This is a genomic window from Bacteroides sp. B1-V-101 (genome assembly GCF_023656585.1).
GTDB classification, from domain to species: domain Bacteria; phylum Bacteroidota; class Bacteroidia; order Bacteroidales; family Bacteroidaceae; genus Bacteroides; species Bacteroides thetaiotaomicron.
On record NZ_JAMOKH010000002.1, the window covers coordinates 272,657 to 295,549 of the forward strand.

Annotated in this window: 13 protein-coding genes; 7 read left to right on the forward strand and 6 right to left on the reverse strand. The window is 43.0% G+C overall.

Going from position 1 to position 22,893, the window contains the following annotated elements; all coding sequences use genetic code 11:
• Positions 1-93: 93 nt before the first annotated feature.
• The gene (locus NBH01_RS02670; RefSeq protein WP_055300064.1) at positions 94-1,281 is read right to left on the reverse strand and encodes a glycoside hydrolase family 76 protein; all 1,188 of its coding nucleotides are present in this window, start codon (positions 1,279-1,281) and stop codon (positions 94-96) included.
• Positions 1,282-1,645: 364 nt separating this feature from the next.
• Between NBH01_RS02670 and NBH01_RS02675 the strand changes: the two genes are divergently transcribed.
• Positions 1,646-5,746 carry a hybrid sensor histidine kinase/response regulator transcription factor gene (locus tag NBH01_RS02675; protein ID WP_016269244.1) on the forward strand — a complete coding sequence of 1,367 codons (4,101 nt, stop codon included), beginning with the start codon at positions 1,646-1,648 and terminating at the stop codon, positions 5,744-5,746.
• A gap of 486 nt (positions 5,747-6,232) precedes the next feature.
• On the opposite strand, the gene NBH01_RS02680 is transcribed toward NBH01_RS02675, so the two are convergent.
• The 5 genes from NBH01_RS02680 to NBH01_RS02700 all read right to left on the reverse strand — a co-directional run bounded on the left by NBH01_RS02680 (position 6,233) and on the right by NBH01_RS02700 (position 11,534).
• Positions 6,233-8,176, reverse strand: a complete 1,944-nt coding sequence (locus NBH01_RS02680) for a DEAD/DEAH box helicase (RefSeq protein WP_008762906.1) — start codon at positions 8,174-8,176, stop codon at positions 6,233-6,235.
• A gap of 111 nt (positions 8,177-8,287) precedes the next feature.
• A complete protein-coding gene (locus tag NBH01_RS02685) occupies positions 8,288-9,358 on the reverse strand; it encodes a tyrosine-protein phosphatase (protein ID WP_008767522.1) in 1,071 nt (356 codons plus the stop codon).
• A gap of 118 nt (positions 9,359-9,476) precedes the next feature.
• Positions 9,477-10,403 (reverse strand): carbohydrate kinase family protein, encoded by a 927-nt coding sequence (locus tag NBH01_RS02690; protein WP_008762907.1) that lies wholly within the window; start codon positions 10,401-10,403, stop codon positions 9,477-9,479.
• Positions 10,391-10,996 carry an SIS domain-containing protein gene (locus tag NBH01_RS02695; protein WP_008762908.1) on the reverse strand — a complete coding sequence of 202 codons (606 nt, stop codon included), beginning with the start codon at positions 10,994-10,996 and terminating at the stop codon, positions 10,391-10,393. Before NBH01_RS02695 ends, NBH01_RS02690 begins: the two co-directional genes overlap by 13 nt.
• 4 nt (positions 10,997-11,000) lie before the next feature.
• Positions 11,001-11,534 (reverse strand): LOG family protein, encoded by a 534-nt coding sequence (locus NBH01_RS02700; protein WP_008762909.1) that lies wholly within the window; start codon positions 11,532-11,534, stop codon positions 11,001-11,003.
• Between the two features lie 105 nt (positions 11,535-11,639).
• Between NBH01_RS02700 and NBH01_RS02705 the strand changes: the two genes are divergently transcribed.
• The 6 genes from NBH01_RS02705 to NBH01_RS02730 all read left to right on the forward strand — a co-directional run bounded on the left by NBH01_RS02705 (position 11,640) and on the right by NBH01_RS02730 (position 22,877).
• Complete coding sequence (locus NBH01_RS02705) at positions 11,640-12,860, forward strand: M16 family metallopeptidase (protein ID WP_196068908.1); 1,221 nt, start codon at positions 11,640-11,642, stop codon at positions 12,858-12,860.
• A 48-nt stretch (positions 12,861-12,908) separates the two neighbouring features.
• Complete coding sequence (susR, locus tag NBH01_RS02710; RefSeq protein ID WP_008762911.1) at positions 12,909-14,552, forward strand: SusR family glycan utilization regulator; 1,644 nt, start codon at positions 12,909-12,911, stop codon at positions 14,550-14,552.
• Positions 14,553-14,761: 209 nt separating this feature from the next.
• Positions 14,762-17,767, forward strand: a complete 3,006-nt coding sequence (locus NBH01_RS02715; protein WP_008762912.1) for a SusC/RagA family TonB-linked outer membrane protein — start codon at positions 14,762-14,764, stop codon at positions 17,765-17,767.
• Entirely contained in the window at positions 17,767-19,302 is a 1,536-nt protein-coding gene (locus NBH01_RS02720; RefSeq protein WP_195211537.1) for a RagB/SusD family nutrient uptake outer membrane protein, read from the forward strand. The genes NBH01_RS02715 and NBH01_RS02720 overlap by 1 nt, the downstream gene beginning before the upstream one ends.
• Positions 19,303-19,360: 58 nt before the next feature.
• Positions 19,361-20,851 carry an endo-1,6-beta-glucanase gene (locus NBH01_RS02725; protein ID WP_011108760.1) on the forward strand — a complete coding sequence of 497 codons (1,491 nt, stop codon included), beginning with the start codon at positions 19,361-19,363 and terminating at the stop codon, positions 20,849-20,851.
• A gap of 22 nt (positions 20,852-20,873) precedes the next feature.
• A complete protein-coding gene (locus tag NBH01_RS02730; protein WP_250699962.1) occupies positions 20,874-22,877 on the forward strand; it encodes a DUF5125 domain-containing protein in 2,004 nt (667 codons plus the stop codon).
• Positions 22,878-22,893: the final 16 nt, after the last annotated feature.

The following is a 22,893-nucleotide window of genomic DNA, read 5'->3' on the forward strand; positions in this document are numbered from 1 at the left end:
ATTGGTTTTTATGTAGCTATTATTTTGTGCTGTGTTGTGACGGAAGACCTTTATATTATATAGCCTTAATTATTTATTGTTTTAAATTTGTACTTATTGTATAGTTGCTAGTCGGCTATACATTTCGACCATGGCAGCTTGCGTTAGCAGCCACTTCTTCTCATTATTGTTATTGCCAGTTAGGTCTGTGCTGAATAAGCCGTTTTCATCACGGGCATTATCCCAAGCATATGATAGGCATTGATTGAAAGCGTCGATAAAAGTTTTGTTTTGGTCCAATTGGTAAAGTTCAATGAAACCTCTTAACATGACAGCAGTAAACCAGATATTTCCTTGTTTCAACATTTTAAGGCTTTCTCCTGTGTCAGTTGTAAAGTCTGTGAAGAAGTAATTATAGCATTCTTTGGCAATGCTCTGCGCATCTTTCAGGTAATCCGGATTTTTGGTCAGTTGATAGAGTAGGGCAGCCGATTGCATCATTTGTCCGCTGTTGTAGGCAAATTTGGCTTTTCCTATCTTACCGTCAAGACGGATATTGTCAAAATAGAGGTAGTCTGTAGAATCTTGCAGATTCTTTTGTGTCCATTTATATAATTCTTTTCCCCGTTTGAAATAGAGGCTGTCATTGGTTGCTTTAAATAGTTTGAGGGCGAATACAGAACCGGGAGCATTTGAACAAGTGTTTTTGGACTCTTTCTTTTGTTCACACCAATAGATGCCATCTCCTAGCAGACTATCAGTACCGCTTTCTATGAAATTCCATATGAGTTGAGCTTTATCCAAATATTTTTTTTCTTTGGTAATCTGATAGATATCGATGAAGTCAATGCCTACCCAGATATTATCGTCATAAAAGCGGTCGGAGGTCGGAGCAGTTCGGATATACGATGAGTAAGCAATAGGAGTTCTTTCTGTATCGAAGTATTCTTCCAAGCCGGGTAATACCTGTTTTTCTAATAATTGCTGGTATTTCTTGTCGTGGGTGGCTTCTAATAATGAGTTTACTGCGGAAAATGTACCTGAATATGGCCATAAATAGGAGAACTGATTAGGCATGTTTGTTTGGTTTTCCGATGCCAGATAAGTGACTTTATATTGTTCGTTGAAAGGATAGTTTTCACGAAGCAGATGGGAGTTGCTTACAGAATAATTTAGATAAAGTGAATCCAGTGTTTGCCGGGCTCTCTCCAGATTTGAATTAGAGTCTGCCTGTTTGGTGGAAACGCAACTTGCCAAAAAGTAGGCACAAACTATGATTAGTAAAAAACGCAGTGCTTTCATTTTATATAATATTCATTATTAACTAAAGATTTTCCTTCCAAAATACAGGTAGCTGAATATGCTACCTGTTTGTGGATTACCTATTTCAAACTACAATCCTTTTTATTTTGCTTTTTACCTTATTCCGTTGTCTGATGCTGCAAAGTTATTATGGTTAGTATAAGATGATGTACGGACCCATGACATAAATGTCTCTTCTCGATGAAATGTCGTAAAAATATATATATGTGTCGTAAAAGCGTACTCCTGTTATGTTAATTTTCAGATGATCAGAATGTTTTTTGTGCAGTTCTTGGACGTTTTCCCGATTTTCCATATCTTTCCGTCGATTTTTGTGTCTTGATTTAAAACAAGAGAATGCTATATGAAAAAACACAATGAATGGACGAAGAGAACTACTCTTTTAAGAAGAGTTCTGCTGATACTGGTTTCTTTTCTTTTGATAGGAGTAGACATAAATGCTTCGTATAGTCTCCGGCAATTTTCCAGTAAGAACGGATTATCCAATAGTGCTATTCTTTCGATGTGTCAGGATAGGCATGGCGTGATATGGATCGGTTCATGCGATGGGCTGAATATCTACGACGGCACTTATCTGGGATTGTACAAACCAACCAATGTGCACCATAGTTTCTCCGGTAATCTCATCGAACGGATTATCGAGGCGGACAACGATGTGCTTTGGATACAGACTAATTATGGGCTCGACCGCTTTGATACACGCAGACAGACCATACAAAGCTTCAAAGACTTTAAATACATAAACCGTATGGCGATAAGTCCCGAAGATGATTTCTTTATTATTAAGGATGATGGCTACATTTATTATTATCAGCCGGAGCAGAAGGACTTCTGTAAACTTGATGTGAAAAAGATACATTTTGAGGAAGTACAACAAATGGCTATTGATAACTTTGGAGTACTTTGGATATTCTCTTCGGATAATGATAACCGGAGTTATATAATAGAGAAAAACGGAAATCAAGTGAAGCTGGTTCCCAGTAATTGCCTGAATCATTCGGAAAAGTTGTTGTGGACGTTTGTAGATGGCGATTTTCTCTATTTCATAGACAGTACTTATGCACTTTATGAATACGATCTGAATAATCATAAAGCGTATTTTATAGCAGATATGGAGGCAGAGATACTTCGTCGGGGTGAGGTTTCTTCCATTATAAAACAGAAAACTGATTATTTTATCGGCTTTAAGAGTAGTGGATTAATCCAATTAAAGTATATGCCGGATTCAAAGGTAAAATATAGCCTCCAGTCCATAAATGTTCAGTCCGGTATCTTTTGTCTTATGAAAGACCGGTTTCAGGATATAATCTGGGTGGGCGCTGACGGTCAAGGGCTTTATATGTATTTTACAGATGAGTTTTCTATTGACAACATCATGTTGGATGTACCGGAGTATCGGGTAGATAATCCGGTTCGTGCTCTATATCAGGATCAGGATCAGACATTGTGGATAGGTACGAAGGGAGGGGGAATATTAAAGATGTTTGATTTCCATCCTGATATGGAAACTTTGCCTCGGGCAGAAAGGATCCTGGCAAGTAATAGTCCGTTGATGGACAATTCGGTGTATAGTTTTGCTCCCAGCCGGAGGAAACTCTTATGGATTGGAACGGAGAGCGGACTTAATTACTACTCCTATTCACAAAAGCGGATACAAGAATTTCCGGTCATGGCAGATGGCAAGATGGTGAAGTATGTACATTCTGTCCGTGAGACAAATGATAGTACGTTATGGGTGGTTTCTGCCGGTGAAGGTATTGTGAAAATCATTCTGGATGCTACTTCACTTTTACCTAAAGTGAAGTCTGCCCGTCGCTTTACACTGGATGGCGGAAAGAGAAACTCCAATTATTTCTTTGTCTCTTTTCAGGAGAATGATTCGGTTATTTGGTTTGGTAACCGTGGATATGGTGCGTATAAAATGAATACGCATACCAATCAACTAACTCCCTGCCGCATTGACGATGTAGTGAAGAATCAGACTGTAAATGATATTTTTGCCATTCATAAGAATGACGAAGGATACTGGTTTGGTACGAGTTTCGGATTGACCCGGCTTTATCAGGGCGAATATAGGGTATATAACGAGACTGACGGCTTTCCCAACAATACGATTCACGGCATATTGGAAGGAAGGGACAATAACTTGTGGCTTAGCACCAATCAAGGGTTGGTGAGGTTTAATGTTCGCGAAAACACAGTTCAGACGTATCGGCAGCAGGGCGACCTGGAAGTGATTGAGTTTAGTGACGGTGCTTTCTTCAAGGATCAGCAGACGGGGACATTATTTTTTGGTGGTACGAACGGATTCATTACGATTAGCGAGAATGATCAACTTTCGGAAGAATACATGCCTCCTTTGCATTTCAACCGCCTCTCTATTTTTGGTAAAGAGTGCAATATTTATGATTTTCTGCAAGGCGCTACGAAGCAAGAAACTTTGGTGCTGGACTATAGTCAGAACTTCTTTAACCTTTCATTTATTGCTGTCGATTACATTAACGGGAACAATTATACTTACTCTTATAAGATAGACGGTTTGAGCGATAGTTGGATTGAGAACGGATTGTCTACGGTGGCGGTTTTCTCTAATCTATCTCCTGGAGAATACACCTTGCTAGTGAAGTACCGAAGTAATATAACAGGGAAAGAGAGTGAACCTTATTCATTATTGATCCGTATCACTCCTCCCTGGTATATGACTACTTGTGCTTATATTGTCTATTTCTTATTATTAGCCGGGGTAATTGCAGGAGCTATCCGGATGGTGATAAAACGTTATCGCAGAAAGCGGAATGTTATGATCGAGGAAATGAACCGCCAGCAGCGCGAAGAACTGTATGAATCGAAATTGCGTTTCTTTACTAACATTACCCATGAATTTTGTACTCCGTTGACATTGATCAACGGTCCGTGTGAAAAAATCCTTTCTTATAGCCGGGTAGACAGTTATGTCCGGAAGTATGCTTCCATGATTCAGCAGAATGCGTTGAAACTGAATGCGCTGATATTGGAACTGATTGAGTTCCGCCGACTGGAGACGGGGAACAAGATTTTGAAGATAAAACATGTTCCTGTCACAGAACAGATACGGACTATTGCCGAATCATTCGGAGAGCTGGCGGAAAGCCGGAAACTGAACTATCGATTGCAGATAGAAGATGGAGTTTTTTGGAATACGGATGTCAGCTGTCTGAGTAAAATTGTAAATAACCTGATTTCTAACGCTTTCAAATATACTCCGGAGAATGGTTCCATTACGGTAGAGCTGCGTATTGAAGGAGAACAACTTTGCATTCGGGTATCTAATACGGGAAAAGGAATCAAGGAGGCTGATCTCACGAAAATATTCGACCGTTATAAGATTCTGGATAATTTCGAAGTGCAGAACAAGAATGGGATTTCTCCGCGAAATGGATTGGGACTGGCCATTTGTCACAGTATGGTAAATCTGTTGAATGGACAGATTCAGGTATCCAGTATTCCTAATGAGGTGACTACTTTTGATGTATGGCTGCCTGTTATGGAGGTTACGGTGGATAATGAAGATGAAAAAGTAGCTGAAGAATTGGTTTTGTCATCAGATGAGCAAGCAGTCGAACTCAAGAATTCGTCGGTTGAATTTGATAAGAACAAGCAGACGATTATGATTATTGACGATGACCCTTCTATGTTATGGTTTGTTACGGAGATATTTGTCGGGGCATACAATGTTGTCTCTTTAGGCAGCGCAGAGGAAGCCTTGAAGCAGTTGGGCATCCAGTTACCGGATTTGATTATTTCGGATGTAATGATGCCCGGTATGGATGGAATGTCGTTTGCCAAAAAGATAAAGTCGGATAAACTGTTGAGCCGTATCCCGTTAATACTGCTTTCGGCACTGAATAACATCGACGAGCAAACGAGAGGAATTGAATCCGGTGCGGAAGCATATATCACGAAACCTTTCAATGTGGAATATCTCGAGAAAGTCGTTAGAAGGCTGTTACAGCGTGAAGAGGACCTGAAAGAGTATTATAGCTCTGTTCTAAGTGCTTTTGAACTGGATGATGGTCATTTTCTGCATAAAGAGGATAAATCCTTCTTCGAGAAGATGATGCAGATTATTGATAGTCATATACAGAATACGGATTTATCAGTGGAATTGTTGAGTAGTTCATTAGGATACAGTACCCGGCAGTTCTATCGGAAGCTGAAAAATGTCACGGAGAAGACTCCTGCCGACATCATCAGAGAGTATCGCCTGACGATTGTAGAACGCTTGTTGCTGACAACGCAACTTTCCATTGAAGAGATTATGGATAAAACCGGATTCTCGAACAGGGGGACTTTCTATAAAGCATTTGCCCAGAAGTTCGAGATGACGCCCAAGCAGTACAGGAATATCAAGACGAAGGATGTTCATGATGCTTCTGAGGAAGGAGGAGGAACTATGAACGTATAAAACTCCTGAAGACTTGACAAACGGCTTTTAATGTTGTATATTTGTATCCTTACAATAAATGAATTAAAACTTAGACCAATGAGAATATCTTACCTTATACTGCATTTGTTGTGCTGATATAGTATAATATGACAACATTTTAACCGATAATGCCTTGCTTCGGAAGGCTTTTCGGTAGCTTGTATATAAGAAACAGGCTGCAAACTTTTGAGAGGTTTGCAGCCTGTTTTGTTATATAAATTCGGATAAATGCTATCGAAAAGCCATGTAATCGTTTTTAATAAACTTGGATACCGTTTCTAATAAACGATCAAGAAGTTTATTAAAAACTGAAATATAGATTAGGCATAACAGTTCAGTATTTTTCAGCAGAGTCGGATAGAGAATAAATATGCTACGTCAATATCGGTTATGAATAGGTAAACTATATCAACGCCTTAAATCTTCTTCTTTTCCAACATCACCTTATAATGGCTGTTTTGCCTGTTACTTCTTTTTCGGCTTTCTGCGTGCCCATCCTTCCTCGCTGAAGTCAGGCTCTTTATCTTTAAAGAACTGTTGCCAGTCGTCTGTCTTTTTAGGACCACGTGCTCCGTAACCCCGTTCTTCGCGGCTGGGCTTGTCGCTTCTTTTTTTCTTGTCGGTCTTGTCACTGCCTTTAGTCGCTCTGTCAGCTCGCGGTGCTCTGTCCGATCTTTCGGAACGTGAGTTGCGGCTACTGTCACCACGCTTTTCGGAGGAACTTCCGAAAGGACGTTTTCCTCCTCTGCGTTCGGCAGAACCACTGCCTCTCCGGCCTTCTCCTGCTTCCTCACCGGCAACTTCTACAGATACTTTGCGGCCGTTCCAGTTAGCGCGGTTCAACGCCTTCACTACGTTTTGTGCTTCTTTCTCTTCTACTTCGAAGAAGGAGAAATTTTTCATCAAGTCAATGCGTCCCAACTCGATTCGTCCACGTGTATTGCTGTTCAGTAAGCTGATCAGCTCGCTTGGGAAGAAACTGTCCATTTTTCCCAGATTGATGAATAAGCGGGTGAAACCCGGCGCTGCCTTGCGGCTGCCTCTTTCACGGCTGTCACGTGTGTTACGTTCGCGGCTGTCGGTCGGAGTCTCGATCTCTTCACGGTCGCGGTAGTAGTCCAGAAAACGATTGAACTCATGCGATACCATGCGTTTGATCAGATCCTCTTTGCTCAGCCATTCCAGCTTACGATAAATCTCCGGCATGAAGTCCGTGATTTCTTCTTCGTTTACCTTCACCTTTTCCAGTTCATCAATCACTTTGATAAGCTGTTTTTCGCAGATCTGCTTGCCTGTCGGCATTTCTCCGGCAATAAACTTCTTGCCGATGATGCGCTCTATCTCACGCAGCTTTCCTTTTTCGCGCAGGTTGATGATAGCGATGGAAGTACCTGTCTTTCCGGCACGTCCGGTACGTCCGCTACGATGTGTGTAGCTTTCCGTATCATCGGGCAGGCCGTAGTTGATCACGTGTGTCAGGTCGTCTACGTCCAGTCCGCGTGCGGCAACGTCCGTAGCAACCAGTAATTGCAGGTTGCGGATGCGGAATTTCTGCATCACGGCATCGCGCTGAGCCTGTGACAGTTCTCCGTGCAGTGAATCTGCGTTATAGCCTTCCTGCATCAATTTATCGGCTATTTCCTGCGTTTCTTTACGGGTACGGCAGAAAATGATACCATATATTTGCGGGTAATAGTCAACAATGCGTTTCAGGGCTGCATATTTGTCTTTGGCTTGTACGGTATAAGCTACGTGTTTCACATTGCTTGTACTTTCGTTCTTGCGTCCGATGGTAATCTCCTTGGCATTCTGCAAGTAGTTCTTGGAGATGCGGGCGATTTCGGGGCTCATGGTTGCCGAGAAGAGCAAGGTGTTCCGTTCTTTGGGGACATCGGCAAGGATAGCGTTGATGCTGTCGGTGAATCCCATATTCAGCATTTCGTCCGCTTCGTCCATCACTATGTTGTGAACGGTCGATAAAGATACGGTTTTGCGCTCCATCAGGTCGAGCAGTCGTCCCGGTGTGGCCACGATGATATGTACGCCGCGTTTCAGGCTGCGTATCTGGCTGTCGATGGAAGAACCGCCGTAAACTGGCAGTACTTTCAGTCCGTCAATGTATTTTGAGTAATCGTTCAGATCGCCCGCTATCTGGAGGCATAGCTCACGGGTGGGGCAAAGTATTAGTGACTGGGGAACCCTGTTCTTTACGTCAATCTGTTGGAGCAGAGGCAGGCCGAATGCGGCTGTTTTACCTGTTCCAGTTTGTGCAAGAGCTACTACATCGTTATTTTCTCCTAAAAGGTACGGAATCACTTCCTCTTGTACCGGCATGGGATTCTCATATCCCATCTCTTCAATTGCTTTACGTATCTCCGGAGAAACGCCAAGCTCTTCAAATGTCTTCATTAAATCTCTGTATATCTTTTATTTCGGGCGCAAAGATAGAGAAAAATAATGAATAATGAATAATGGATAATGGATAATTATTGCTGCCTGCATAGCATTCTCCATTTTCCATTAACCATTATCTATTAATAAAATGCTGCGTAACCGTTCGATGTCTTCTGCCGAGAGCCCTATTCCTTTTTTTAGATATGCCTGTACGCTGCCGTATTCCGCATCAATCTGTTCTTTGGCTGCATTCAGGAAGTCTTCCTTGGCAGAGTAGATTGTAGTGATGGCTTCCTGCGAGTTGATAGGGAGTTTATACGCGTATCTGGAGGCTTTGGGGATGTTGAAATAGTCATTACTCAGGCGATAGTCTTTCATGATGGCTTCTTCATTGACTCCCAAAGCGGCAAGTACCAGTGCTGAAACAATGCCCGTACGTCCTTTGCCTGAAGTACAGTGGATGACGACGGGATAATTGTTGCGGTCGAGCAGGAGTGTGAACAGTTCTTTGTATTCCTTGCGGTAGTTGGTGACCAGTTGACGGTTCATTCGCTCTACTAAACGATAGATCGTATCCGTTTCTATTTTCTTATCACGTATGTCTTGCAGGATGTGTTCCATGTTTCCTGTTGCAATGGGGAGGTGCAGGACGTTAAAGTCTTCATCATGAAACTGTGGATAGTTATGGCGTTCTTCTTCCGAACGCAAATCGATGATAGTCCTTATACCCATGTTTTTCAATTCCCGGCGGGAGCAGAATGGAATGCTGTCAATCTGTGCAGAACGGTACAGCATTCCCCAGCGGGTATCTTTGCCTGTTTCTGCAGACTTGTATCCTCCCAGGTCACGGAAGTTCTGAATGCCGGGAATATTGACGTTACGGGCAGCTACCCTCACCCGGTATCTGTTGTTGAATACCATCAGGTAGTAATAGCGCTGAGACGGATCATTGGTCACGATGGTCTTTTTCCCTTTCGCAATGTTGATGGTGGCTACAGGATTTTCTTCGGGAATGAAGTCGGGAGAAGTGGAAGCATATACTTTTACCTGTCCTTTCAGTATAGGTGCTGTTTCCCATTTGATAATGGCGTTTCCTACATTGTTCTCTTCACACACTACGGATATAGTGGGCGAAGTGCCGGAACATGACGGAAGTACCAGTAGGATGGTCAGCCAGTTTAACAGGTTTCTGTACATAGTTTCTTTGTCTGATGAATCATGTACTGCAAAGATAGGAATTACCGTTAGATGTGGTAATTCCTTTGCGATTATTAGCCAAAGTTAATAGTAATTTAGGGGATGGTTGTATCCGTAATTACTTCGATGCGTACTGTCCGGCAAACTCCACCGATACTGAATTACTGAAACTACGGCATACTTCGGCGGCAAAGTCTTTCCCGCACTGAACTACTTTGTCCCAGACTTCTTCATTCAGATTATTAAGGTCACGGTATCGTACATCATATTTAAGCAATCCGTAGATCAATCCCGCATTGAAATTATCTCCGGCACCGATGGTGCTGACTGCTTCCAGCGGTTCTATCGGATATTCTTTGCTGACCAGATTGGTGCGAAGTGATACTTTGTCCCCACCGGCCGTGCATATAAACCGCGGGCAGTAGAATTTAATCTTGTCTTTATATATCTTGTCCACGTCTTGCAAGCCATACATATAGAAGAAATCTTCCAGCGATCCCCGTACAATATCGGCGTATTCCAGATTCTCGATAATCGTAGGAGCTAGTTTCATTGCTTCGTTCTTATGTGAAGAGCGGAAGTTCGGGTCGTAGTAGATGATTGCTTTCTTCTCGCGTGCCTGGTCCAGCAGTTCCAGAATCTTCTCCCTGAGTACCGGGTTCAGCGCATAGTAAGAGCCTACCATGACGATATCGTCTTCCTCTAACTTAGGATAAAGCACATCCAGACGTTGCTTGGGATAATCCTTATAGAAGATATATTCAGCATCGCTCTGTTCATTGAGGAATGCCAGTGATACAGGTGATTTACCATCCGGGAAGACATTTACGTGATCCGTCGGAATATTATTTTCACGCATGAATTGCAGAATGATATTTCCTACCCGGTCATTACCTGTTTCACTGATAAAACCTACCTTGATCCCCATTCGTCCGAGGGATACGATGCCGTTGAATACAGAGCCTCCCGGTACGGCTGCGGAAGGCTGGTTTCCCCGAAAGATGATATCGAGGATTGTTTCTCCGATACCGATTACTTTTCGCATAGCGATCTTGATTTTTCGCCCAAATAACCACCGTGATGGCGTTTTGAGTATTCTTCGATAGTGAATCCTGTCTTCTTCATTGTCTGTACTACCAGTATGTCACCGATGACGGTCATGGCGGTAGTCGATGTAGTAGGAGTCATGCCTAACGTACAAACTTCGGCAGGTTTACCGGTGCTCAGACAGACGTTTGATTCGTTGGCCAGCGGGCTGTCGGGATTTCCGGTGATAACGATAAACTTCAGTTCCGGGTCCAGATTATGTGCCAGTCGGGTCAGTTCCACGATTTCGCGTGTTTTGCCGGAGTTGGAGATAAGCAGGAGCAAATCGTTTTTTTGTAAGATGCCGAGGTCGCCGTGCTGCGCTTCGCTGGGGTGCAGGAAGACCGATGGAATGCCGGTGGAGCAGAAGGTGGTGGCGATGTTCATGGCAATCTGTCCGGCTTTTCCCATGCCGGAAGTTACTAATTTCCCTTTTTTCTGATGTATCTGTTCTACAATCAGTTGTACCGCTTTCTCGTAAGCGTCTGTTACAGGGATATTGAGCACTGCTTGTGCCTCTTGTTGCAAGAGTTGTTTGATGGAGTCTATCATATAATCAGTTTATTTTTTCTTTTAATTCATCCAGATTGTTTGCTGTTTCATAATAGGTAGAGAAAGATTGTCGGGCGAAGCCCTTATCCTCTAACGTCTTAAGTGCAGCCAGAAGTTCATTATAAAAACCGTATTCGTTATAGAAGATCACCTTTTTCTGATGATATCCGATAGAGGCGGCGGCTATGACGTGGAAAATCTCGTCGAGTGTACCTACACCACCAGGCAATGCGACCAATATCTCCGACTTCTCTGTTATCACATCTTTCCGGTCGCTCAGGTTACGGGTATGAATCACCTCGTCCAGTAATGTGCTCACACTACCTTTTTCTTCCAGTTTGGCAGGAACTACTCCGATGACCGTACCGCCATTCTCTTTCACGGCGCGGGCTACGCATTCCATCAGTCCGAGATTGGCTCCTCCATAAATCAACGTTTTGCCTGCTTTTCCCATCCATTCTCCGATTTGACGGGCACTGTCAAAGTACATTTTGTCAATGTTTTCCGAGGCAGAACAGAATATTCCTATCTTTTTCATACACGTTGTTGCTAATATAGTCTACAAATATCTGCAATTTTCTATAAACGACAATAAGTTTTATTGTATTTTTGCGGCATTAATTCAATAAGGAAGTAGAAAACAATGCATTACAACGAATATACATTGCCGAATGGCCTGCGCATAATTCATGAACCGACTCTCTCGAAAGTAGCTTATTGTGGTTTTGCCATCGATGCCGGAACGCGCGATGAGGCTGAGGATGAGCAGGGGATGGCTCATTTCGTGGAACATCTTATTTTTAAAGGGACGGAGAAGCGGAAAGCGTGGCATATCCTTAACCGCATGGAGAATGTGGGCGGCGATCTGAATGCCTATACGAATAAAGAGGAGACGGTTGTCTATGCCGCCTTCCTGACCGGGCATCTGGAACGTGCCCTCGAATTGCTCGGAGATATTGTATTCCATTCTACTTTCCCGCAGCATGAAATAGAAAAGGAGACGGAAGTGATCATTGACGAAATCCAGTCTTATGAGGATAATCCTTCGGAGTTGATCTTCGATGATTTTGAAGATATGATTTTCCGTAACCATCCGTTGGGAAGGAACATTCTCGGTAAGCCGGAACTGCTGCGGAGTTTCCGTACGGAGGATGTTCTCTCGTTTACCCGTCGCTTTTATCAACCGGGGAATATGGTATTCTTTGTTCAGGGACAATATGATTTCAAGAAGATTATCCGTCTGGCGGAAAAGCATTTGTCCGATATCCCGGCAGTGACGGTGGATAATCAGCGTATGCCTCCTCCTCTTTATGTGCCCGAACGGTTGGTAGTGCCTAAAGATACTCATCAGGCGCATGTAATGATTGGTAGCCGGGGATACAATGCGTATGATGATAAGCGTACGGCACTTTATCTGCTGAATAATGTGCTTGGCGGTCCGGGCATGAACAGTAAGCTGAATGTATCGCTTCGCGAGCGGAGGGGATTGGTGTATAATGTAGAGTCCAATCTGACTTCTTATACCGATACAGGAGCTTTCTGTATCTATTTCGGTACGGATATCGAAGATATGGATACCTGTCTGAAACTGATCTATAAAGAACTGAAGCGAATGCGGGATGTGAAGATGACATCTTCTCAGCTGGCGGCAGCGAAGAAGCAACTGATAGGCCAGATCGGCGTGGCATCTGATAATTTCGAGAATAATGCGCTAGGTATGGCGAAAACATATCTGCACTATCATAAGTATGAATCGTCAGAATCAGTGTTCCATCGTATTGAGGCGTTGACGGCAGAACAACTGCTGGAGGTTGCCAATGAGATGTTTGCGGAGGAATATTTGTCGACGCTGATTTATAAGTGAAACCTTGAGTGAAGAATGTCATATTTCCTACAAAACTTTAATACTCTAATGAAAAATAAATGTTTGCTGTTGTTGCTGTTTGCTTCTTTTCCGATTTTCTCATGGGCTGATGAAACTCTTGATTCACTATTGCATGTCCTTGATCAGACAATCTTGGCACATGACACTTATGTGGTACAGCGCGAATCGCGGATACGGCATCTGAAAGAGCTTGCCGGAGACGTGGCTCCTAATTCCATAGAACGCTATAATCTGAATAATCAGATCTATAAGGAATATAAAGCCTTTATTTGCGATTCCGCTATTTACTATTTAAATGAGAATGTTCGTATCGCGGGTAATCTGGGAGATACTGACCGGGAAATAGAAAGTAAGCTGCAACTTTCTCTTTTGCTTTCTTCTACGGGTATGTATACCGAATCAATTGATGTCCTGAAGTCAGTAGACCGACAGAAGGTAACTTCACATCTGATACTTGATTATTATACATGTTTCGATCATGTGTATGGTGAGATGGGATTTTATACACAAGATCAGACGTTATCTGCTTATTATCGGGAAATATCGTCAGCATATAAAGATTCATTATATGCGATATTATCTCCTCAATCGGAAGAATTTATGGTCATGCGCGAAACGTTGTTTCGTGACCGGCACAAGTATGATGAGGCCTTGGAGATAAACGACCGTCGCCTGATGGCAGCAGAGCCCGATACGCCTCAATATGCACTTGTAACTTACCATCGCTCACTTATTTATAAATATCTTGGAGATAAAATAAGAGAGAAACAGAATCTTTGCCTTTCTGCTATCTCTGATATTCGTTCTGCTATTAAAGATCATGCTTCTTTGTGGATGTTGGCTCAGTTGCTCTATGAGAATGGCGATATGGAGAGAGCTTACCAATATATGCGTTTCTCGTGGAATGCTACCAAATTCTATAATGCTCGTCTTCGAAGTTGGCAGAGTGCCGATGTGCTTTCTTTGATTGATAAAACTTATCAGGCGATGATTGAGAAACAGAACGACCGCCTTCAGCAGTATTTAGTGCTGATTACGGCATTGCTGGTGCTGCTGATTGGTGCGTTGGGCTATATATACCGGCAGATGAAGAAATTGGCTGTTGCAAGGAATCATCTGCAGACAGCCAATCATCAATTGAATCAATTGAATGAAGAATTACAGCAAATGAATGCCTGTTTGACATCTACCAATGCAGAACTGTCTGAATCTAACCAGATTAAGGAAGAATATATTGCCCGTTTTATTAAACTCTGCTCTACTTATATCAATCGGCTCGATGCATATCGTCGTATGGTAAATAAGAAAGTATCTGCTGGTCAGATAGCAGAATTACTTAAAATCACCCGCTCACAGGATGCCCTTGATGAGGAATTGGAAGAACTATATGCCAACTTTGATACTGCTTTCCTGCATTTATTTCCCGATTTTGTGAAGAAGTTCAATGCATTGTTGCAAGACAATGAACAAATCATTCTGAAGAAAGATGAATTATTGAATACCGAACTGAGAATTTTTGCATTAATACGTCTTGGTATTGAAGATAGTTCACAAATAGCAGAGTTTCTCCGTTATTCGGTGAATACAATTTATAATTATCGGGCGAAAGTAAAAAACAAAGCTCGTGGTTCCAGAGAAGATTTCGAAGATTTAGTTCGGAAAATACGTTGATCGATGTTGTAACCTATCCACTTTTTAGGCCTCTTTGGTTGATATTAACTTGCTGTTTATTAGTGGTTTGTCTGTTTGTATAATCCACTTATTATACCCTCATTGTCAAATCACTTCAGTTTCTTTATACTTTTGACCTGTGCTTCTGAAATAGTGGCGAAAGTCCTGTCAAGCACATACCTTAATTATAAACTTTAAAATTAATACGCATGAAAAAGAACAGGCGAAAAATCCTTTCGGGGAGTCGCAAGATTCTCTTTGCTATCTTAGCAGTATTTTTTTCTCTGAGTGCATCCGCACAACAATTTACTGCATCCGGTCAGGTACTGGATGCACAGAAAGAACCGCTTATCGGTGTAAGTGTACAGGAAAAGGGGACAACTAACGGAGCGATAACTGATTTAGACGGTAACTTTACATTGACGGTCCGGTCCAATGCTACTTTAATATTCTCTTATGTAGGATATAAATCGCAGGAACAGAAAGCATCCCGACAGATGAAAGTTACACTTCAGGAAGACAATGAAGTACTTGAAGAAGTAGTTGTGATCGGCTATGGTTCGGTAAAACGTAAAGATGTTACGACAGCCATTTCCACTGTGTCTACTAAAGATCTTGATGTACGTCCCATCGTTTCTGCCGGACAGGCTATTCAGGGTAAGGCAGCCGGTATCTCCGTAATTCAGCCTAGCGGTACGCCGGGAGGAGAGATGTCTATCCGTGTGCGTGGTACTACTTCTATGAACGGAAGTAACGATCCGCTATATGTAGTGGATGGTGTTCCTGTGGATAACATTAAGTTTTTATCTCCGAATGATATTGAAAGCATGCAGATTCTGAAAGATGCCTCTTCGGCTTCTATTTATGGTTCGCGTGCTGCCAATGGTGTAATTCTGATTACAACAAAGGCCGGAGCGACCGGAAAGGCAAAAGTATCTCTGACAGCACAGTTTGGCTTGAACAAGGTGGCGGATAAGGTAGAATCTCTGAATGCTGCGCAGTATAAAGAGTTACAGGATGAAATCGGACTGGTATCCTTGCCTGATGGACTGCCCGACCGTACTGATTGGTTTGACGAAACATATAAGACCGGAAAGATGCAAAACTATCAGGTAGCAGTATCTAACGGTAATGAAAAGATGAAATACTATCTTTCTGCCGGATATCTCGATGAAAAGGGAATACTGGATATCTCTTATTACAAGCGTTATAATTTCCGGGTGAATCTTGAAAATCAGATTCGTAGCTGGTTGACAGTAAGTGCTAATATCTCCTACTCGGACTATACCAGTAACGGAGGGGGAGCGATGGGAACAGGAGCGAATCGCGGTGGCGTTGTATTGGCTGTTATCAATACGCCGACATATGCTCCGATCTGGGATGCTTTAAATCCGAACCAGTATTACAATAACTTCTATGGAGTTGGAAATATCACCAACCCGTTGGAGAACATGGCACGTGCGAAGAATAATAAAGATAAGGAAAACCGTTTGCTGGCATCGGGCAACGTGTTGCTTACCTTGCTGCCGGAGTTGAAGTTTAAATCAACTCTAACACTTGACCGTCGCAATGCTGTAAATACTACTTTTCTTGATCCGATTTCTACTGCCTGGGGACGTAACCAGTATGGTGAAGCCTCCGATAACCGGAATATGAATACGGTATTGACATTCGACAATGTATTTACTTACAATAAGAACTTCAAGAGACATGGTCTGGAGGTAATGGCAGGGTCATCGTGGACGGATTCAGACTACTCTAACAGTTGGATAAACGGTTCACACTACCGCAATGATCTGATACAGACCTTGAATGCCGCGAACAAGATTGCCTGGGATAATACCGGTACAGGTGCTTCTCAATGGGGAATTATGTCATTTTTCGGACGTGTAGCTTACAATTTTGATAGTAAGTACCTGTTGACGGCTAACCTGCGTGCCGACGGTTCTTCTAAGTTGCATCCTGATCATCGTTGGGGGGTATTCCCATCGTTCTCAGCTGCCTGGCGTGTATCTTCCGAGAAGTTTATGGCTGATCTGACGTGGATTGATGACTTTAAAATACGTGGAGGCTGGGGACAGACAGGTAATCAGTCTGGTATTGGTGACTATGCTTATTTGCAACGTTATAATATCGGTCGTATTGAATGGTTTAAGGTAGCGGCTGAAGGTGATACAACAGATTATGCGAATGCGGTACCGACTATCAGCCAGGCCAATTTACGTACGTCTGACCTTACTTGGGAAACGACTACTCAGACCAATATTGGTCTGGACCTGACAGTATTGAATGGACGTTTGACTTTTAACATGGACTACTATTACAAGAAGACCAAGAACATGCTGATGAACGTATCACTGCCTGCCGGTGCTGCTGCAGCTACTTCTATCGCCCGTAATGAAGGTGAAATGACTAATAAAGGTTTTGAGCTTACCATTAGTTCGAAGAACTTCCGGGGGGGAGCATTTACCTGGGATACGGACTTCAATATTTCCTTCAACCGGAACAAATTGACGAAACTTGAATTGCAGAAAGTGTACTATGATGCCAAAACTGCGGATGTAGTCAACGATTATGTAGTGCGTAATGAGCCGGGACGTGCTTTAGGAGGCTTTTACGGATATATCAGTGACGGTGTAGATCCTGAGACTGGTGAATTAATGTATCGTGACCTGAGTGGTGATGGTAAAATCTCGACTTCCGACCGTACTTATATCGGCGACCCGAATCCGGACTTTACTTATGGTCTGACCAACACTTTCTCATGGAAAGGATTTAATTTGAGTGTGTTTATCCAAGGCTCTTACGGAAATGATATCTTCAATGCTTCCCGTATAGAAACAGAAGGGATGTACGATGGAAAGAATCAGTCTACCAAAGTACTGAACCGCTGGAAGATACCCGGACAGATAACCAATGTGCCGAAAGCTAATTTCAAGTTGCTGAACTCTACTTACTTTATTGAAGATGGCAGTTACCTGAGATTGAAAGACGTTTCCTTGTCGTACAACTTTAAGGGCAAATTACTGCAGAAATGGGGAATCACCCGTCTGCAACCTTACTTTACCGCTACCAATCTGCTGACATGGACAAGCTACTCCGGCATGGACCCGGAAGTAAACCAATGGGGTAACAGCGGTACGGTGCAAGGCATCGACTGGGGTACATACCCGCATTCTAGATCATACGTGTTTGGTATTAATGTTGAATTCTAATGAAAGGAAAGACTATGAAACTAAGATATATATTTTATGGACTCACTTCCGGTTTGCTGTTCGGACTTTCTTCCTGCTCACTGAATTACGATCCGATCGATACTTATTCGGATGCGACCGAAGGTGTGACGGATACCGGTACAAAGGTGGTATTTAAAGATAAAGCGGCTGTAGAAAGTCACCTGACGACTATCTACAATCAGATGCGCGACCGTCAGGAACACTGGTATGTGGACTTGTTGCTCATATCAGATTCGCATGCGGATAATGCGTACGCAGGAACTACGGGAGCTGAGGTACTTCCGTTTGAGAACAATTCCATCGAAGGTTCCAACTCTGTGCTCGAACGTGACTGGAACCGTTATCTGGAAGACGTTGCCCGTGCTAATAAATTGATATGTAATATTGACTTGGTGACCGATAACTCTTTGACTACTGCCGAACGTGCGCAGTATAAGGCGGAAGCAATGATATTCCGTGCCATGGTCATGTTCGATATGGTACGTCTGTGGGGGGATTTCCCGGTTATTACAACAGTAGCTGATGATATTACTTCAGAAAATATCGAAGATGTGTATGAACAATATTTCCCGGCACAAAACACAGAACTGGAAGCTTATCAGCAGATAGAGAAAGATTTGCTGGCTGCCATCCAGCATGCGCCGGATAATACGGCAGGCAACAAAACTCTGTTTACAAAATCCGTAGCCCGTACTCTTCTTGCAAAGATCTATGCAGAGAAACCGTTGCGTGACTATTCAAAAGTAATCCGTTACTGTGACGAGGTGAAGGCTGATGGTTTTGAGCTTGTGAAGGACTTTAGCGATTTGTTCGGCATGAATGCTGCCGGAACGGATGCAAAAGCCCGTAATACTAAAGAATCTATACTGGAAGCTCAGTTTACTCCCGGTTCGGGTAACTGGTGTACATGGATGTTCGGACGTGACCTTGTAAACTGGAATAATAACTTCACTTGGGCAAAATGGGTAACTCCGTCACGTGATTTGATCAATGCTTTCAAGAAAGAAGGAGATCAGATTCGCTTTCAGGAATCCGTAGTTTACTATGATTGTAATTGGAGCAACTATTATCCGTCGGACAATTATCCTTTCATGTACAAATGCCGTTCGGCTAATAGCAGCATTATTAAATACCGCTATGCTGATGTGCTGTTATTGAAGGCAGAAGCATTGATCATGCAGGATACGCCGGATCTGGAAGCGGCAGCTAAGATCATCGACGAAGTGCGTGAACGTGCCGGATTGGGCGAATTGTCTTCATCCGTACGTAAAGACCGGGATGCGATGATTACCGCATTGCTCAACGAACGTCGGCTGGAACTGGCATTCGAAGGACAACGCTGGTTTGATCTGGTTCGTCTGGATAAGGTAGAAGAGGTGATGAACGCCGTATATGCGAAAGATTCAGGTCGCAAGTCACAGGTTTACGCCTTTGATAAGAACTCTTATCGCCTGCCTATCCCACAATCGGTAATCGATGCCAATGACAAGATTGAACAGAACCCCGGATATTGATAGAGCCGGAGATAACATCACTTATAATGTATTTAAATAGAAAAAGAAACTAACGATTATGATAAACATGAGAAATATAGCACTGACCTTTTTAGGATGCTTCACCATATTAGCGGCTTGTAGCAATAGTGATGATGCGGAAAAACCGGTAGTACCTGTCCCCACCGGAGATGTAGCCATTTATACGACAACCAGCAGTCTGACCCGTGATTTGACCCGTGATGCGGTTAACTTCAGCCCGAAAGACAATTTGGCTCCAACCACAATAACTTTGAATCCTGCGGAACAGTACCAGACGATGGATGGTTTCGGAGCAGCTATCACAGGTTCTACCTGTTACAACCTGTTACTGATGAAACCGGCTGACCGTCATGCTTTCCTGACGGAAACATTCTCCGATAAAGATGGTTTCGGATTCAGTTACATCCGTATTTCCATTGGTTGTTCGGACTTCTCGTTAAGCGAATATACCTGCTGTGATACGAAAGGGATCGAAAACTTTGCTTTGCAGAGCGAAGAAAAGGACTATATCCTTCCGATCCTGAAAGAGATTCTGGCCATTAACCCTTCTATCAAGGTAATTGCCGCTCCTTGGACCTGTCCGAAATGGATGAAAGTGAAAAGCCTGACAGACCGTACACCATTAGATTCGTGGACGAACGGACAATTGAACCCGGATTATTATCAGGATTATGCTACTTATTTTGTGAAATGGATACAGGCATTTAAAGCCGAAGGCATTGACATTTATGCAGTAACTCCGCAAAATGAACCTTTGAACCGTGGCAACTCCGCTTCGCTCTATATGGAATGGGAAGAACAAAGAGACTTCGTGAAAACAGCGCTCGGTCCTCAGATGAAAGCTGCCGGACTGTCTACCAAGATTTATGCTTTCGACCATAACTACAATTATGACAATATCGAATCGCAGAAGAACTATCCGGGCAAGATTTACGAAGATGCTGCTGCTTCTCAGTATCTGGCAGGTGCTGCTTACCATAACTATGGCGGCAACCGTGAAGAATTGCTGAATATACATCAGGCATATCCTGAGAAAGAACTTCTGTTTACAGAAACTTCTATCGGCACATGGAACAGCGGACGTGACTTGTCGAAGCGTCTGATGGAAGATATGGAAGAGGTAGCATTGGGAACAATCAATAATTGGTGTAAGGGCGTAATTGTCTGGAATCTGATGCTCGATAACGACCGTGGTCCGAATCGTGAAGGTGGTTGTCAGACTTGCTATGGTGCGGTAGATATCAATAACAGTGATTATAAGACAATCATACGTAACTCTCACTACTATATCATTGCTCATCTTTCAAGTGTTGTGAAGCCGGGAGCTGTGCGTATCGCCACTACCGGTTATACGGACAACGGTATTACCTGTTCTGCTTTCGAAAATACGGACGGAACGTATGCCTTTGTTCTGATAAACAACAATGAGAAGTCGAAGAAGATAACTGTCAGCGACGGCCAACGTCATTTCGCTTATGACGTTCCCGGTAAATCAGTAACTTCATACCGTTGGGCAAAGTCAAAGTAAGAACCTTAAAAGTATAAAGACAATGAAAAAAAGTATCTATATAACATTGGCATTGGCGGGAATCTTATCCATGAATTCCTGTAATGATGACGAGTTCCTTCCCGGTAATCCGAGTATGGAGATCAAGGCGGAGAATGCGGATGCCCTTTTCGGCGACAGCCTTCCGTTTACGATCAAGGCTTCGGATGTAGACGTTCCTCTTTCTACTTTGAAAGCGCAGCTTTTCTATGGAGAAGAACAGGTATCTGAAACGGTGATCCGAACAAAGACAAGTGGAAGCGACTATACTGGAAAGATTTATATTCCTTATTATGCTAATATTCCTAACGGAAAGGCGACATTGAAGTATATCCTTCAGAATATTCACTTTACTACGACGGAACAGGAAACGGAACTTACGTTGGTACGCCCGGACTTTCCTTATCTGACCCTGGTAGATGAAGAAGGGCAGGAGTACCGGATGGACAGGCAATCGATGTATCATTATAGCGTATCGGGAGACTTTTCGCAGAAGATGAAAGTGTATATCAAAACTCCGAAAGTAGGGGAGCACGGCAACGAGCTAACTTTTGGCTGGGAAGACAATACGATTGCAGTAGGCTCTACTACGTCTATCCCGTTCTCCAATACAGAGCCGGGCAATTATACGATTCAGTTTAATACTTTCAACTATGAAGCGAGTCCGTTTGCCAAATTATTGTTGAACGGAAAAGAAATGGAACTGGTAGAAAACGATGTATATGCTGTTAAATTGTCGTTAAAGCAGAATGACATTCTGACGTTCGAAGGAGTGCCTGCTTATGATGAATGGTGGATTGATCCGGACTTCTTTGAAAAGCAGGAGGATGGAACACTGAAGTTCCTGCCGATTGACGGAAGCTATCAGATTACAGCAAACGGTAAGAGACAGTACTTCTCTGTCATAGCTTTAAAAGACGGTGAAGCAGCTAAATTGCAGGATGACGGAACAGGAGCTATCTGGGCTATCGGAAATGGAATTGGCAAGCCGTCGGTATCTTTGTACGAAGTGGGATGGACGCCGGAGAATGGTTTGTGTATGCCGCAACTTACGGCAAAGAAGTATCAGCTTACGTTTACTGCCGGTGTGACTATGAAAACAAGTGATATTGACTTTAAATTCTTCCACATAAACAAGTGGGATAATGGTGAATTTAAGGGAGATGCCATCTCTACTACAAGCGACCTTGTTGAAATAACAGAGTCGGGTAACTTGAAGTTGCAGGAAGGTCAGAAATTTGAGAGAGGTGGTGTTTATAAGTTTACGGTAGATGTAACGAAAGGTAATACCAAAGCAGTACTGACTGTAGAGAAAGTAGGACAGGTAGACTTGCCGCGACCGGACATTACAATCAATGGAATGAAGCTGGAAGAAGGCAGTTCCGATATGTATCAATTGCAGATGTCTTTGACGCAGAACCAGACACTCGAAATAGGTGGCATCGAAGATCTAAATGATTGGTATGTTGATCCGGATTATCTGGTGGAGACCGGAGATAATCACTTGAAGTTCTTGCCGGTTGCCGGTAGCTACAGGGTGATGGTAAATGCTACACGTAAATACTTTGCAGTAATACGTATGAATGGCAATAGTGAAGCCGGACTGGATGCTGACGGGCATGGTGCCGTATGGTTGTTGGGCTATGGTATGGGCTCTCCGTCTATTAAGGACGAATTTAACTGGGACTTTTCGACTGCTTATTGTGTGGCGGAAATCAGTCCGAAAGTTTATCAGTTTACTGGGAAGACTGGTGCTGAAGGCAGTACGGTTATTGGTGAACGCATACGATACGATTATATCAGTGTTAAATATCTGGGTGGAAAGTCTTGGGATCAGCAATTTCATCAAAAGAACCTGCAAATGGATCAGGCTACCCGGAACTTATTCAATGTTGATGAGGAAAATCTTGTATTGGCCTCTCCGTTGGAACAGGGAGTTACTTATGTGTTTACGTTAGATTTCACTCAGGGGATAGATAAAGGAATTCTTTCTGTTGTGAAGAAGTAAAAATACAGAAATCATT